Source organism: Cryobacterium serini, from assembly GCF_004404025.1.
In the GTDB taxonomy this organism is placed as follows: Bacteria; Actinomycetota; Actinomycetes; order Actinomycetales; family Microbacteriaceae; genus Cryobacterium; species Cryobacterium serini.
Map to the genome: position 1 here is coordinate 190,291 of NZ_SOHN01000007.1, position 15,514 is coordinate 205,804.

General features: G+C 65.1%; 13 protein-coding genes. 6 read left to right on the forward strand and 7 right to left on the reverse strand.

The features are described 5' to 3' along the window. Positions 1-404 precede the first annotated feature (404 nt). Positions 405-1,187: an SDR family NAD(P)-dependent oxidoreductase gene (locus E3T51_RS03230; protein ID WP_174844557.1), complete on the reverse strand. Its 783-nt coding sequence runs from the start codon at positions 1,185-1,187 to the stop codon at positions 405-407. A gap of 29 nt (positions 1,188-1,216) precedes the next feature. Here E3T51_RS03230 and E3T51_RS03235 point away from each other — a divergent pair, with 29 nt between their 5' ends. The 6 genes from E3T51_RS03235 to E3T51_RS03260 all read left to right on the forward strand — a co-directional run bounded on the left by E3T51_RS03235 (position 1,217) and on the right by E3T51_RS03260 (position 8,311). Next, positions 1,217-2,314, forward strand: coding sequence for an acyltransferase family protein (locus E3T51_RS03235; protein WP_241989144.1), 1,098 nt, complete (start codon positions 1,217-1,219; stop codon positions 2,312-2,314). A 112-nt stretch (positions 2,315-2,426) separates the two neighbouring features. After that, positions 2,427-3,758 (forward strand): bifunctional o-acetylhomoserine/o-acetylserine sulfhydrylase, encoded by a 1,332-nt coding sequence (locus E3T51_RS03240; protein WP_241989145.1) that lies wholly within the window; start codon positions 2,427-2,429, stop codon positions 3,756-3,758. Positions 3,759-3,831: 73 nt separating this feature from the next. Further along, positions 3,832-5,034 carry a homoserine O-acetyltransferase MetX gene (gene metX / locus E3T51_RS03245; protein ID WP_134527434.1) on the forward strand — a complete coding sequence of 401 codons (1,203 nt, stop codon included), beginning with the start codon at positions 3,832-3,834 and terminating at the stop codon, positions 5,032-5,034. Between the two features lie 71 nt (positions 5,035-5,105). Further along, complete coding sequence (locus tag E3T51_RS03250; RefSeq protein WP_134527437.1) at positions 5,106-6,275, forward strand: sensor histidine kinase; 1,170 nt, start codon at positions 5,106-5,108, stop codon at positions 6,273-6,275. Further along, positions 6,272-7,609, forward strand: coding sequence for a hypothetical protein (locus E3T51_RS03255; protein ID WP_134527440.1), 1,338 nt, complete (start codon positions 6,272-6,274; stop codon positions 7,607-7,609). Before E3T51_RS03250 ends, E3T51_RS03255 begins: the two co-directional genes overlap by 4 nt. 45 nt (positions 7,610-7,654) lie before the next feature. Then, positions 7,655-8,311, forward strand: a complete 657-nt coding sequence (locus tag E3T51_RS03260; protein ID WP_134527443.1) for a response regulator transcription factor — start codon at positions 7,655-7,657, stop codon at positions 8,309-8,311. A 49-nt stretch (positions 8,312-8,360) separates the two neighbouring features. Here the strand turns inward: E3T51_RS03260 and E3T51_RS03265 are convergent, their stop codons facing one another. From E3T51_RS03265 to E3T51_RS03290, 6 genes are read right to left on the reverse strand one after another with little or no spacing between them, the layout of a single operon-like run. Next, entirely contained in the window at positions 8,361-9,647 is a 1,287-nt protein-coding gene (locus E3T51_RS03265; RefSeq protein WP_134527446.1) for an MFS transporter, read from the reverse strand. Positions 9,648-9,685: 38 nt separating this feature from the next. Further along, positions 9,686-9,988: a thiamine-binding protein gene (locus E3T51_RS03270; protein ID WP_134527449.1), complete on the reverse strand. Its 303-nt coding sequence runs from the start codon at positions 9,986-9,988 to the stop codon at positions 9,686-9,688. Between the two features lie 9 nt (positions 9,989-9,997). After that, positions 9,998-12,820, reverse strand: a complete 2,823-nt coding sequence (locus E3T51_RS03275) for a cation-translocating P-type ATPase (RefSeq protein WP_241989146.1) — start codon at positions 12,818-12,820, stop codon at positions 9,998-10,000. Next, positions 12,817-14,052 carry a glycosyltransferase 87 family protein gene (locus tag E3T51_RS03280; RefSeq protein ID WP_134527452.1) on the reverse strand — a complete coding sequence of 412 codons (1,236 nt, stop codon included), beginning with the start codon at positions 14,050-14,052 and terminating at the stop codon, positions 12,817-12,819. The genes E3T51_RS03275 and E3T51_RS03280 overlap by 4 nt, the downstream gene beginning before the upstream one ends. 38 nt (positions 14,053-14,090) lie before the next feature. Further along, the gene (locus E3T51_RS03285) at positions 14,091-14,966 is read right to left on the reverse strand and encodes an ADP-dependent NAD(P)H-hydrate dehydratase (protein ID WP_134527455.1); all 876 of its coding nucleotides are present in this window, start codon (positions 14,964-14,966) and stop codon (positions 14,091-14,093) included. Next, on the reverse strand, positions 14,941-15,465 hold the full coding sequence (locus E3T51_RS03290) for a VOC family protein (RefSeq protein ID WP_338145140.1): 525 nt from the start codon (positions 15,463-15,465) through the stop codon (positions 14,941-14,943). Before E3T51_RS03290 ends, E3T51_RS03285 begins: the two co-directional genes overlap by 26 nt. Positions 15,466-15,514 lie beyond the last annotated feature (49 nt).

A 15,514-nucleotide genomic window follows, 5' to 3' on the forward strand; every position in this document is an offset into this window, starting at 1 on the left:
TGCGCCGCTGCGCGGGAGGCGGAACTCCCGCGCACTGGCGCAGCTCCAGCGCGGCGAGATACGCGGGAGTTCTGGCCAGGCCACAGCTCCCGCGCAGTGGCGCAAAACCCGCGCAGCGAGCCCGGCCAGCACCAACCCCGTAGACGAACTCCCGCGCAGCGGCGCAGCTCCCGCGCGAGCAAGTGCCCGAAGCGTGGACAACGAGACGGCCACCGCCTGGACGAAGTGGCGGCGACGGGTTTTCCGCGGGGTTGCGAGTTTTGAGGGTCTGCGGGGGCCGCCGCACGCTTTTCGCGGTGGTCCCCGCAAACCCTCAATGTTTGAGCGAGGAGCGGATGACCCGCCGACGCCGCGGGCCGCGCCGAGAAGCCGCGGTCGCGCCGAGAAGACCGAAGGCCGAAGCCCTACTCCGCGCGCACCTTCAGCTCACCACGGGCGATGCGGGTCGGAGCAGCTTGGGCGACCGGCTTGATCACGATCAGGTCGAGATTCACGTGCGCCGGCCGCTCAACGCTCGCGACGATGGTCTCGGCGATATCCTCGGCCGAGAGCGGATCTGGCACGTTGTCGTAGGCGGCGAAGGCCTTGTCGGCGTCACCATCGAAGCGAACCAGGCCGAATTCATCCGTTTTGACCATGCCCGGCGCGATCTCAATCACCCGAATCGGCTCGCCGGAGAGTTCAAGGCGCAGCACTTCGGTCATGGCGTGCGCGGCGAACTTGGCCGCGTTGTAGCCGCCACCGCCGAGGTAGGCCACGTGTCCAGCAATCGAGGTCACGGTCACGATATCGGCCGATCCGGCCCCGGAGTCGATGCCGGCGCGCAGCAGTGGCAGGATGGCCGTGGTCACCCGCTTGACGGCGAGCACGTTGATCTCAAACATCCAGGCCCAGTCTTCGATGCTGCCGGTCTCGACCGAGTCAAGACCCTTGGCGCCGCCGGCATTGTTGACCAGGGCGTGCACCGGGCCGCTGGCGGCGAGGTAGTTGCGCAAGGCGTCGACATCCGCCTGTACCGTGAGGTCGGCGGTGAAGACATCCGCTCCCGTTTCGGCTTGCAGGGTTTTGAGGCGGTCGGCACGCCGCGCGACCCCCACCACGTTCCAACCATGCTCCCGGAACAGGCGCGCCGTCGCCGCTCCGATTCCTGAACTTGCTCCGGTCACAACCACGCGTCGAGTACTCATTTCTCCATTGTGGCGGGAGAATGGTACCAATGAGCGTATTGGACTCCACTCCACCACCACAGAAGCGTCGCGTACCCCTCTGGGACAACGCACGCTGGGTGGCCGTCACCCTCGTGCTGATCGGCCACGCGATTCTCAAACTCATCGGCGAGGCGGATGTCGCCTATGCGCTTTATCTGTTCATCTACGCCTTCCACGTGCCGGTTTTCGTGGCTGTGAGCGGCTACTTCGCCAAATCGGGACCGCCGGATGCTCGGCAGATGCACCGGCTGCTCACCGACATCGTCTTTCCGTACCTCATCTTCGAAACGATTTGGACGGTGGTGCGCTGGATCCTCGGCGGCAAGTTCGTGCTGGACTATTCCACAGCGAGTTGGACGCTGTGGTTTCTGCTCGCTTTATTGATGTGGCGAATTGCCCTCCCGTACCTCGTTTTCCTGCGCTATCCCCTTATCATCAGCATTCTTATCTCGATAGGGGCCGGTTACCTGCCCAATATCGACGGCACGTTCACCCTGTCCCGCACCCTCGGGCTGCTGCCGTTCTTCGTTTTCGGCTGGAAAATGCGCCAGTGGTTCCTGACCGAGACCTGGCTCGAGCTCCGCGCCGGCCTGGTCTGGCGCTGGCGTGCCGGGGCGATCGGATTGTTCGCCCTGTTGTATCTGTTGATCGCGCTGAACATCGAAACCCTCCGCACCCTGCAGGTGCGCCGATTCCTGCTCTATGACGAGGCGTATACGACGTTTGACTATTCCGCGTGGTGGGCCGGCAGCCTCCGTTTGGCCGTCATGCTGCTCGCATTTGCGCTCATCGTGGCGTTCCTTATGCTGATTCCGCGGCGCACGACCTGGTTCACCGAGCTTGGCGCGGCGACCATGTACATCTACCTGCTGCACACCTTTGTGCTGTATCCGCTCCGCGAGACTGGTGTGCTGGACGGACCACAGCCCGCGTGGGTGTTGCCGGGCATGATCGTGCTGAGCGTGGTCACCTCAATCGTGCTGTCGCTGCCCGTCGTTCGACGGCTGGTTCAGCCCCTGGTCCAGCCAAAAGCACGGTGGCTGTTCCGGGCAACAGCGACGACGCCGACCGGCACAATCGTGTTGCCGCATCGCGATCGCAAGTAGGCGCTCACGCAACATGACGTTCTGTTTCGCCCGCCCTTGCACGGCCATTCGAGCCTCTTTAGGCTCAGGCCAAAGCGCTGGAGAGTCCGCGCTAAATGACGCGGAGGCTATCGTGACCGACAATTCTTCATCGTGGAAGTTTGAGACCAAACAGGTTCACACCGGAGCGCACCCGGACCCGACCACCAACGCGCGGGCCACCCCGATCTACCAGACCACGTCCTACGTGTTCAACAGCGCCGAGCACGCTCAGAATCTGTTTGCGCTGGCCGAGTTCGGTAACATCTACACCCGCATCCAGAACCCCACGCAGGCCGTCGTTGAAGAGCGCGTCGCCGCGCTCGAGGGCGGAACCGCGGCGCTGCTGCTGTCCAGCGGCCAGTCGGCATCCACTTTTGCGGTGTTGAATATTGCGCAGGCCGGCGACCACATCGTGTCGTCGAGCTCGATCTACGGCGGCACGTACAACTTGTTTAAGTACACCCTGGCCAAACTCGGCATTGAAACCACTTTTGTCGAAGACCAGGATGACGCGGCCGAGTGGAAGCGCGCGGTGCGCCCGAACACCAAGCTGTTTTTCGCCGAGACCATCGGCAACCCACGCATCAACGTGCTCGACATCACTCTGGTAGCGGATATCGCCCACGCCGCTGGCATTCCGCTGATCGTCGACAACACCATCGCCACCCCGTACCTGATTCGTCCGTTTGAGCACGGCGCCGACATTATCGTGCACTCGGCCACGAAGTTTCTTGGCGGCCACGGCACCATCATCGGCGGAGTACTCGTCGACGGCGGCACGTTCGAGTGGTCGAAGAACGTGGAGAAGTTCCCCGGCCTGACCGAACCGGACCCCTCGTATCACGGGGCCAGCTACACCACAGCGGTCGGCGACGGCATCGCCTACATCATCAAGGCCCGGGTGCAGCTGCTCCGCGACCTCGGAAGCGCCATCGCCCCGGCGAGCGCCTGGCAGCTCATCCAGGGCATCGAGACGCTCAGTCTGCGCATCGAGCGGCACGTGCAGAATGCCCAGGACATCGCCGAGTGGCTCGACAACCACGACGACATTGCCTCGGTGAACTATGCCGGGCTTCCGTCGAGCCCCTGGTATTCCAACGCCAACAAGTACGCCCCGCTCGGCGTCGGAGCAGTGCTCTCGTTCGAACTCAAAGGCGGTGTCGCGGCCGGCCGCGCTCTCGTCGACAACCTGAGCCTGTTCAGCCATCTCGCCAACATCGGGGATGTGCGTTCCCTGGTCATTCACCCGGCCTCCACCACGCACTCCCAGCTGACCCCTGAGCAGCAGCTGACGGCCGGAGTCACGCCCGGCCTGGTGCGTCTGTCCGTCGGCATCGAGAACGTCGTCGACCTCAAGGCTGACCTTGAGTCCGGCCTCGAGGCAGCGCGCGCCATCGTCAAGCACCACCGCGCCGACGCCTGACGGGCTCTCTTCGCCCGGGCGTACGACGTAACATACGCCCGGGCTGTTCATTCGACCGACAGAATGGACGAGTATGGAATGGCAATCGTCAGCAGACACGGTCCCGTCGAGCTTCATCACCGAAGCCCAGGCGCGCTCGGTGCTTGGCAAGCCTCCGGCTACCGGTGCCTGGCGTGACGGTGACCCGGTCGGCCACCGCCAATTCCTAAACCTCGGCCCCCTCAGCTTCGAGGCCGGGGGCAGCCTGCCAGCGGTCCGCCTCGCCTATGAAACCTGGGGCACGTTGAGCCAGACCGGCGACAACGCTGTGCTCGTGCTGCACGCCCTCACCGGCGACAGCCACCTGGCCGGCACCCCCGGTCCAGGCCAGGAAACGGGTGGCTGGTGGGATGGCATCGTCGGACCTGGCCTGGCCATCGACACCGATCGATGGTTCGTGGTGGCGCCGAATATGCTCGGCGGCTGCCAGGGCAGCACCGGCCCGGCCTCGCTTGCACCCGACGGGCTGGAGTGGGGCATCCGCTTTCCCTATCTGACTATTCGCGACCAGGTGCGCGCGCAGCGAGTGTTCAGCGACCGGATCGGTATCGATCGCTGGGCGGCCGTCATCGGCGGTTCGATGGGCGGCATGCACGCGCTCGAATGGGCGATCGAGACCCCCGACCGGGTTGAACGTCTCATCATTTTGGCCGCGCCCCCAATAACGACCGCAGACCAGATCGCGCTCAATTCGGTGCAGATCGAGGCTATTCGCACCGACCCGGCGTTTCGTGCCGGCGACTATTACGACGAAGCTGATGGCGATGGCCCGACGCGCGGGCTGGCCCTCGCCCGCAGAATGGCCCTGCTCAACTACCGAAGCCCGGCCGAGCTGAACGCTCGTTTCGCGCGGGGCTGGCAGAGCGGCATCAGTCCGCTCGGCGCCAACGGCCGCTTCGCCGTGGAGTCGTACCTCGACTTTCACGGCAATAAATTCACTCGGCGTTTTGACGCCAACAGCTACATCGTGTTGGTCGAAGCCATGAACTCCCACGATGTCGGACGCGGACGCGGCGGCGTCGCGGCCGCCCTCGGCCGGGTCAGCGCCCGCTCGGTCGTTGTCGGAATCGACAGCGACCGCCTTTTTCCGGTCGATGGCCAGCGCACGATCGCTGCGCACCTGACCAACAATATCGATGGACCCACCGCGGTGGTTCTAAAATCCGGCTACGGTCACGATGGCTTTCTCATTGAGAATGAGGCAATTGGAGCCCAGATTCAGCGGGTGTTGCACTAAGTCGAAACCACGCGTGCGTCGCCCGGTATGGTGCTGATAGAACACGTTCATCTCCAACCGGACAGGCACCCATGCAACGCATCGTCAAGGAGCGCGACCGTCTCCTGCGCAGAGCGGTGCAGGCAGGCGGGCTCGTTGGTTCGGCAACAACGCTGGCGTGCGTGCTGGTCCCTGGCGGCCTGGAGGCCGACGCACGCCTCGGATGTATCGTGCTCGTGCTGCTGATGGCCGCTGGCCAATACCTGCTCGGAAGCACCGGGGCGCTGCGCTGGGCTGTTCTGACCGTGCTCAGCGGGGAAGCGATCATTCTCATTGTGGGTTTCACGAGCCATCCCGGCATTCCGCCGAATTTGATCGAGGAAAGCGTCATCGGCATGGTCTCCACCGCGCCGATGTGCGCTGTCGCTTCGGTGCTGCTCACCAGCCCGCGCCGGTTGTTGTTGCTCGTGGCATGTTTCGTGCTGACCGTCACCAGCGTGGCCGCGGTGACGGTCGATGCGCCCGACCGCACGGTGCTTCTGGCGCTGACGGTGAGCATGTGGCTGGCGTTCACCCTCGCCTCCTGGTGGATCGCACAGAGCGTGCCCCGGGTTATGCATCGCATCGCCGCGATCGGCCGCGCCCACCGGGCCGAGCGGCATGCGAGCGAGCTGGAGGCCCAGCGCCGCCAGGATGCCCGCCTGTTGCACGACACGGTGCTCGCCACGCTGACCCTGCTCGCCCACTCCGGTGTCGGGGTGAGCCCGATTGCACTGCAAAAACAGGCAGGAGATGACGCGCGGCTGCTGCGCCAGCTACGCCTCGGCGGGCTGCCGACGCCGCGTCGTTCCGGGGTCTATAGCCTGGAATCGGCGTCGGTGCTTACTCTCGGCGATACCCTGGACGCGGTGCGCCAACGCTTTGAGCGCCTGGGGCTCACCGTCAACTGGCACGGCAGCGGCCAGGTGCAGCTGCACAGTACTGTTCTGGATTCCTTTCTCCTGGCCCTCTCGGAATGCCTCGAAAACGTGCGCCGTCACTCCGGTGTCGACCACGCAGACGTGACGATAACGGATGACGACAGCACCGTTCGCGCGATGGTCACCGATACCGGGGTCGGCTTCGACCTCGGCCAGGTGGGTTCTGAGCGGCTCGGCGTTGCTGAATCGGTCATTGCCCGGCTTCGGGATATCGGAGGCAATGCTCGCCTGTTCTCGTCGCCAGGGGCCGGAACGACTGTGGTGCTGGAGGTTCCAAAGTGAGCCAGTTCAACGACACCGCGCCCATTGCAACCCATCCGCGGGCACGCGGTGTCGGTTTGCGTTTGCTCGGCGGGTCCTCCGAACGCAGCTGGCCACCGGCATCCGCTGACCGGCGCACCCGAGCTGACCTGCTGCCCCTGCGTTTTCCACGCACCATTCTGCGCGGTGACGGCCGCATCACCGTCTTTCGGTCGGACCAAAACGGTTTAGGCGCCCGTCACCTCGGTATCGGCATGACCGTGAGCGGGGCGTTTATCGCCGTGTTCCTGCTCGTGCGGTTGATCATTGGGTGGGACCCCGCGCGGGTGCCGGTGCTCAGTATTCTGGCCTGGGTCATTCTGCTGGCCACCGCGGTAATCGTGAATATCGCGGTGCACAAACTGGGGCCCCGGCTGCCGCTCTGGCTGTTCCTGGCAGCCCTTGGAACCTGCGCGATCGTGGTGACACTCGATCTGGCCGGATCCTGGGGCGCGGCCGGCACGGGAGACTTTCCCACAGCGGCGCCCGCCGTCGGCGCTTTCCTCCTGTCGATCGTGACGCTGCGCGAAACCGGCGAAATCACCATGGCTGTGGTTGCCCTCGGTCTGTTCATGAGCGCAGCGACACTGTTCAAGTCGCGCCCGGACCTGCTCACCCTCGGCCCCGACATTCTCTCCATCGCCCTCGCGGTCGCGCCCCCGCTGGTCGGTGCGAGTATTGTGCAGGCCTTTCGGCGCATGGTGCAGCGCGAACTCGACCTCGTGCTGGTGCAAAGCACGGTCTCCCAGCCGCGATTCGCGGTCGGGATGCTCGCCTCCGAGCAGTTGGCCCGGCTGGATCTCGACGCCGAGACCCTGCTCGACGACGTAGCCCAGGGCCGCACCGCGCTGCCACTCGCGCCGTCGGCGGCGGCGACGGCCGCTTCCCTGGCCACGCAGCTTCGACAGCATCTGATCGAGGGGCGCACCGAAACGTGGCTGCACCATGCCATCACCGAGAGTGAATTTCTTGGCCCGGTTGTCGCACTCAGCGATCCCGCCGGCCTGGCCGGACTGCTCTCTCCGCCGCAACGCGATGGGCTGCTGCTGACGATTTGGCTCCTCATCGGGGACACGGCGCGGTCAGGGGCATCCATTTCGCTCCGCCTTGGGCCAATTACCCCCACACATGGGGTGGGCCCGCACCACAAGGTGCGTTTTCCGATCGAATTGACCACAACGGGGGTGTCCAGGCGGCGTGTCGATCCAGAAACTTGGCAGGCAATCAGGGCCGTTGGACCCCATGTGGATTCAAATCGCGCCGGTAGTCTAAGGGTAGACATCGAGTGCAGCGTAGACAATCCGGCAGATGCCTAATGTGGGGTAGTTTGCCGCTATGGTGCAGATAGTAGGAGGCAAAAAATGACGACGACAGACCGTCCCATCCGATTGGCCCTGGTCGATGACCACAGGATGCTCTTGGGCGCACTCACCGAGTGGATCCGAAGCGCAGCTGACGACATCGAGATGGTAGCGGCGGTGACCACCTGGCCCGAGTTGCTGACTCACCGCGAGTTTCCGGTGGATGTCGTACTGCTCGACCTCGACCTCAAGGACAACATTCCGGTGTCCCTGAAGATTTCCACGCTCAAGACGACCGGGGTGAAGACGGTGCTCATGAGCACCTATTCCGAGCCGGCCCTCGTGCGCGAAGCTCTCGCCGCCGGCGCACTGGGCTACCTGGTCAAGAGCGAAGAAGCGAGCATGATCGTCGACGCCATTCGCGCAGCCTACAACGGCAAGTCGTACATCTCGGCCGAGCTCGACTATGCACTCAACTCCACCGAGAACGTCGAAGGTCCCCGCCTCAGCGCGCAGGAACGCCGCGTCATGGCGCTCTACGGTGCCGGCGAGCCGGTGAAGGCTGTCGCTTACCAACTCGGCATCTCTGAGGAGACCGCCAAGAGCTACCTCAAGCGCATTCGCGAGAAGTATCGCCTGGCCGGTTACGACGTGGGCACCAAGGTCGCGCTGCGCAAGCGCGCCATCCACGACGGCATCCTGCTGCAGACGGACTAAACGCGCAGCATCCCTTTCACCACTGACCGGCACATTTCGATGCCGGCGGTCAGGTGCGTGAGCGCTGCCGGACGACGGGGATCAGCTGGGTTCCGTACGGCACGTGCTGGCCACGGTGGCGGCGGCTGCGGTCGATGCTGAAGGTCAACACGGTCAGCAGCACGCCGAACGCACTGAGCCCAACACCGATCCACACCGGGGCGAGATACCCGAGCCCCGCAGCGATGGCCACACCGCCGAAGGCTGCGCCGAGTGCGTTGCCCACGTTCAGCGAGGAATGATTGAGCGCCGCCGCGAGCGACTGGCTTTCGTGCGCCACATCCATCAGCCGGGCCTGAATGGTCGGCGACAAAGCGGATGCCGCAGCGCCGACCAGGAACATCCCCACCAGCAGCCCGGTCAAAAACTGAGCCGACAGGCCGAGGGTGACGAGCGCGAGGATGAGCACACCGAACGAGATGTACAGGGTGCGGCGCACGCTCCAGTCGGCCATGGCTCCCCCGGCGAAGTTGCCGGCCGTCATGCCGAGGCCGACGACCACCAGGATGAGCGGCACCGCTGCTGCGGATAGTCCGGTGATCTCGATAACGAGGGGAGCCACGTAGGTATAGACGGCGAACAAGCCGCCGAAACCGATCGCACCGATCGACAGGGTGATCCAGACCTGCAATTTGCCAAACGCCCGCAGCTCGGCGCGCATGGTGGCTTTCGGGTTGCCGGCTTGGAACGGCACGAAAACGGCGACGGCCACGAAGGTGAGCGCGAAAATAGCGGCGACAACGAGGTAGGCGACGCGCCATCCGCTCATCTGGCCGATCCAGGTGATCGTGGGCACCCCGATGACGTTGGAGATGGTCAGGCCGCTGAGCACGATCGCGATGCCGCGAGCACGCTTGCCCGGGCCCATCAGATGTGCGGCGACGAGCGAGGCGATGCCGAAGTACGCCCCGTGCGGCAGTCCGGCCACGAAGCGAGCAGCCAGCACGGTCTCGAAGGTGGGCAGCAGGGCTGATGCGATGGTGCCGAGGGTGAACGCGGTCAACAGGCCAAGCAACAATTGTTTGCGCGGCCAGCGGGCGGCTGCAGCGGCGATGGTCGGCGCGCCGACGACGACACCGAGGGCGTAGGCCGATATGAGCCAGCCAGCCTGCGCGTTGGCGGCATTCGGTGCGCTGGCATAGAGTCCCGGCAGCAGATCTGCGGCGAGGTTCGGCAGCAGACCCATGGCCACGAATTCGGTCGCACCGATACCGAATCCGCCCAGGGCCAGGGCGAGCAGGGCAAGACGAATGCGGGTCGACGACAGCCGCGTCGACCCGTCAGCAGTGAGGGGCATGTAATAAGCCTAAGCCCCCACCCACCCGCGCGGGAGGTCTACGTGTCGAGGGCGGTCTCCAGGCGCTCGAGCTTGCCGGTGAGCTCACCGGTATGGCCAGGGCGGATGTCGGCCTTCAACACGAGGGAGACGCGCGGCCCGAAGGCGCCCACCGCCTCGGTCGCCGCCTTGATGACGGCGAAGACTTCGTCCCAGTCGCCCTCGATCGTGGTGAACATGGAATCGGTGTGGTTGGGCAGGCCGGAGTCCCGCACGATGCGCACGGCAGCAGCGACCGCGTCATGCACCGATCCCTGCGAGTCGGCGGCGACGGACGGTGCGACAGAGAATGATACGAGCATGGTGGCTCCCTAATTGTGGTGATCTGAGCTGGACTGGTGAGACGTTCTATTGGGCTGGCCGAGCCGGCGGCGGTCGAGAGCCCGCACGATGGCCTTACCGATTTCCTCCACCCACAGGGCGGAGGATCCCACCAGCACGGCCATCCCCCACTGAGGCGCGGTCAGCCCGGTGGTGTCGAAGAGCCCCTGCAGAACCTCGAGCTGCACGACGCAGACCTGCAGGATGATGACAGCAACCAGTGCGACCCAGATGCTTCGGTTCGTCAAGGTCTGGATGGAGAAGACGGAGTGGGTGTCGGACCGCACGTTGAGCAGGTTGAACACCTGATAGAAAACGAACGTGGTGAACGCCAGGGTGCTGGCGAATGCGGCATCATCGGCGCTGCCAGGGAACAACATCGGAGCCAGGATGAGTACGGCGAGGGTGCCGCCGGCCATCACGATGCCCAGCCCGAGGATTCGAAGGAGTCGGGCTCGGGTCAACAGCCGTTCATTGGCCGGGCGAGGCTGGTGCTTCATTGTGCCCGGTTCGGCCGGGTCCACGCCAAGCGCGAGGGCGGGCGGTCCGTCCATGATGATGTTGACCCAGAGGATCTGCAGCGCGGTGAACGGCGCACCGCCGGCCAGCCCGGTAACACCGGCGACCAGGAAGATGAGCACGAATCCCCAGGCCGTGGTGAGCTGGAATCTCACGAACTTCAGGATGTTGGCATAGATTCCGCGGCCTTCCCGCACCGCAGCCACGATGGTGGCGAAGTTGTCGTCGGTGAGGATCATATTCGCTGCGCCCTTAGACACATCTGTACCGGTTATGCCCATGGCGATTCCGATGTCGGCCTGTTTCAACGCTGGAGCATCGTTGACACCGTCCCCGGTCATGGCCACGACATGGCCCCCTCTTTGCAGAGCCTTGACCATTCGGATCTTGTGCGCGGGGGTGACCCGGGCCAGCACGCCATACCCGGCAGCACGTCGGCCGAGCTCGCCGTCGTCCAGTTCGTCCAGCTCGGGGCCGGACGCGGCGTCGCCGGGGATGCCCAGGTCCTTCGCAATGGCCGAAGCAGTGACCAGGTGGTCCCCTGTGATCATGTGCACACTGATGCCGGCTCCGCGGGCCTCCGCGATGGCCGGGGCAGCTTCGGCGCGGGCCGGATCGACGATTCCCACGATCGCATAGATCGTCAAACCGGTGATCAGCGCCTGTAAGGATTTCTCGTCGTCCGGAAGCGCCGTATTCAGGCGCCGCCCAGCGATCATGAGCGTGCGCAGGCCGTCACCAGCCAGATCCTGGATGGCATCGTGGATACGCCGGCGATGTTCCTCGGTCAGCGGCTGGATACCGTCAGCGGTGAGCACCGAGTCGGTCAGCTGCATCACCGCGACCGGTGCCCCCTTGGCCAGACATCGGTAGGCCGGCACCGGCGCGGACGGGTTCGAATTCGCCGCCAGCCGGTGAAAGGTGGCCATGTATTTGTACTCCGAGTCGAACGGGATCTCCGCCACTCGCGGGTAATCCCGCCGCGCCCCGGCGACATCGAGACCGCCTTTCTCGGCCAACACAACCAGCGCGCCCTCCGTCGGATCTCCCACAAGGAGACCGTCATCGATGACGGCATCGTTGCACAGCGCCATCGTCAATAGCGCCTCGGTCAAATCCGGTACCGGCAGGGTCTCCGGGACCAGGATTTTTCCAGACGTCGAGTAGCCCGTTCCGGTGACGTGAAAGTCGTGTCCAGGAATGTGCAAATGGTGCGCCGTCATCTCGTTCATGGTCAGCGTACCGGTCTTGTCCGTGGCGATATGGGTGACGCTGCCGAGGGTTTCCACCGCCGAGAGCTGCTTGAGAATGGCCCCCCGGCCAGCCAGGCGTGCGGCACCCATCGCCAGGGTGAAAGCAACCACCGCCGTGAGTCCCTCGGGAATAGTTGCTACCGCCAGGGACACCGAGGTGATCAGCAGATCGGACCACGACTGCCCGCGCACCACGCCCAGTACGAAGACAACCGAGACGACGATCAGGGCCACCAGCGTCAGTAGTTTGGCCAACTGGTCGATGCGTCGTTGGAGCGGGGTGCGTTCGCGCTTGACCTCACTGATCAACGCCGCGATAGCACCGACTTCCGTGCGCATCCCCGTCGCGGTAACGATCATGGTCGCCCGGCCACGGGTGACTTCGGTATTCATGAAGAGCATATTGTCGCGATCACCAAGCGGCAGGTTCTCGGCCGAAAGTGGCGTGGTCGACTTGGCGACGGGTTCTGATTCTCCGGTCAGCGTGGCCTCGGCCACCTGCAACCGTGATTCTTCCACGATGCGGCCGTCGGCCGGAATGGAGTCCCCGGCATCGAGCAGAACGATGTCCCCTGGCACCAGCGCCCCCCGGGGGACCTCCAGCTCGGTGCCGTTTCGTCGAACCACGGCTGTCCCTGCCGACATGGTGCGTAGCGCCTGAAGGCTGTTTTCGGCCCGTCGTTCCTGGAGGTAATTCAAGGCCGTGTTCAGGATGATCACGGCCAGGATGACGACGGGTGTCTCCCATTCCCGCGAAACGACGGCGCTGACCACCGCGGCGATCACCAGCACCAGCGTCATCTTCTCTGCCAGTAAACGAATGACTTTGCGCCAGGCCGGTACCTTTTTCGGCTCGGCGAGAAGATTCGGCCCGTATTCCTGCTGCCGGTTCTCGACCGACTTGTTGGTCAGACCCGTTGTGGGATCGACCGCCAACCGGGTGGCGACGAGCGTGGCCGAAAAAGTGTGCCACGCCGGCTGTGGCGCCGTGGGCTCGGAGCCGGCACCGGCGGCTGGCGTCGCACGCAGTCTGGCACTCACAAGAACGCTCCTGACGTCGGTCGGTACAGTGCCCGGAGCGCCCAGCCGAGCAGCACGAACTCGAGCAGGTTGCGCACGGTCAGCACGAGCACCATGAGCGGATGGGCCGAAAGCACCCAGTCATAGAGGTACGGGTAAACCAGTTGGGTGAGCGCGGCGAGTGCGAGGCCGAGCAGCGCGGGGGTGCGCCAGACGCGGCCGTTCAGAACGAGTCCGAGAATGATCGGCGCGGCCAGCCAGCTGATGAATTGCGGCGAACCCACTTTGTTGAATGCGATCAGGGTCACCGTCAACGCGAGCGTCAGCGCCGGTAATACAGCGAAAGTGCCCGCTCCCCGGAGCTGGGCGCGTAGCCCGAGCAGCAGCACTGCTGCGGCGGCCAGGGCCAACAGCGGGGTCATCAGGGCGCTCATGGCGGTGGCGCCAGCACCGGCGACCTGAAACGTGAGGATCTCGCGGTCGTAGTAGATAAAACTTCCCGGAACGTCCAGGGCGATCTGCCAGAGCCAGGGCACGGCAACGGGCGATTCAATCTGGATCCCCCGGTTCGCCTGTTCAGCCACGAAACTCAGCACGTGAATGCCGCTGCCCCGGCTCAGGCTGAACGCCCCGGCAACCCCGATAACCGTCGCGGAGATCGCGGCGGCGAGCATGAGCATCCGCCACCGTCGTTTCGACGCCACGAACAGGGCGGCGAGCGCGGCGACCGGCCAGATCTTGATCCAGGTCGCGATCGTGAGCAGTGCCGCGCCCCAAAATGGCCGGCGGCGCAGCCAGAGCAGGGCGACGATGCACAGCGGCACCGTGACCGCGTCGATTCGCAATAGCGCGATGGGGCCGAGCATCGCCAGGAAGGCCAGCCACCACCAGGCCACGGTCCGGCGCGAGCGCACGAGTACCCAGAACGCCGCAGCGTTCAGCCCACTCACGAGCACGAGCCAGGTTGTGAGGTAGGCCGGTCCACCGAAGGCGAACGCACCCAGAATCGGCACGAGCGCGAGAATCGGGTAGACGAAATTGTCGGTGACTCCCACGATGCTGCCCGCGGCCGCGTTCGCGGCCCAGCCGCGGTAGACGATCTCGACGTCCCCGAGCGCGTACCCGGCGCCGAACAGGGCCAAAAGGATCAGCAGCACATGCACGAGCGCGAAAGCCGACCACAGCGTGTTGAGTGAATGCCGCAGCACCGGCCGCGTTCGTGCAGCACTGCGGGTCTCGTCGTGAATTCGCACGCTTTACTTTCGCACAACCGAGCGCATCGTGTGCTGTTCTAGCCGGTTGTACGCTGACCGGGGTCGATCCCGTGTTCGAGCAGGGCGGCGACTGCCAGCGGTACGGCATCCGCTATATCGAGGGCCGCGATCGGACCGCCGGCTGAGGCGAGAATCGCAGCGTCGGCGTGCAGCAGCACTGCGGTGGCGGCGAGCGGGGCGAGGGCGGCGGCATCCGTTTCGAGTTGGTCGGAATGGGTGGCCAGGAGCGCACCGAGGATGCCGCCGAGCACGTCGCCCGACCCGGCCGTCGCCAGCCAGGCCGGTCCGGTCGACACGGTCAGGCGGGCGCCCGATGGTGAGGCGATGTGGGTGACGGCGCCCTTTAGCAGCACCGTTACGTCGAACAGGCGGGCAGCGCGAATAGCCCACTCCCCCGCGTTTGCGGCGATCTGCGAGGCGGAGCCGGGTTTGGCCTCATTCGCGAGCATCGTGGCCAGTTCGCCGGCGTGCGGGGTGATCACCGTCGGGCCGATCGCCCGCGCTACCAGGTCGAGGGCGCCCGCGTCGAGAACGGTGGGCAGTCCCTCGGCGAGGGCTTCCGCCAGGGCCGTGCTGACGGCATCCGTTCTCGTGGCGGCATTGATGCCGGAGCCGAGGAGCCAGGCCTGCACCCGGCCGGGCACGGTGACTACTTCGGGCCGGCGCTGGAGTACGAGGTTCGCGGCGCGGCGCGGGCCGAGGTAGCGCACCATTCCAAGGCCCGTGCGCACTGCCGCGTCGGCACCGAGCACCGCGGCGCCCGGATAGTCCTTGGAACCGGTACGCACCCCGAGCACGCCACGGGAATATTTGTCGTCGCCGGCCTGGGGCCGGGAGATCCAGTCGCGGGCCTGTTCGGCCTCCCATTCAAGCCAGCCGCCGGAATTCACCATGCCCCCACGATAGGTCGTTTTCGAGATCTGCGCAGAGAGATGCCGCCACCCGCCCCGCCGGGTCGGCAGCCGTCCTGGCGGGCATCAGTTGGCGGATTGCAACCCTTCCCGCTCGCGCCGCGGAAGGCCCGCCACCCGGTTGGTCTGTGACACGCAGATGATGTTGCCCTCGGTGTCCGTACCACGCCGCGCGATCCTCGTTGGTCGTCGCGATGCCGTTCTCGGTCTTCAATCCCGGAAAATCGTAGTCCTCGAACGTGACGCCAAGGCCGCGCAAAACGGCGACCTCAGCCTCGATATCGTCGGTGTCGAAACCGATCGCCGTGTTCGCCGCGCTTCCGGCATTATCGGTTTCGTAGATCATGATGGCGGCGCCCTTGGGGGTGCGGTAGAGCAGCCCTTCCGTGCGTTCCTCAACCGGTTCCATGCCGAACACGTCCGTGTAGAAGTGTCGGGCCCGCGCCAAATCACGCGCGGGAATCCCCGAGTAGGTTTCCAATTGGCTTCACATAAGCATTTTCTTTCTGCACTCTCCTGGGTGATTGTGC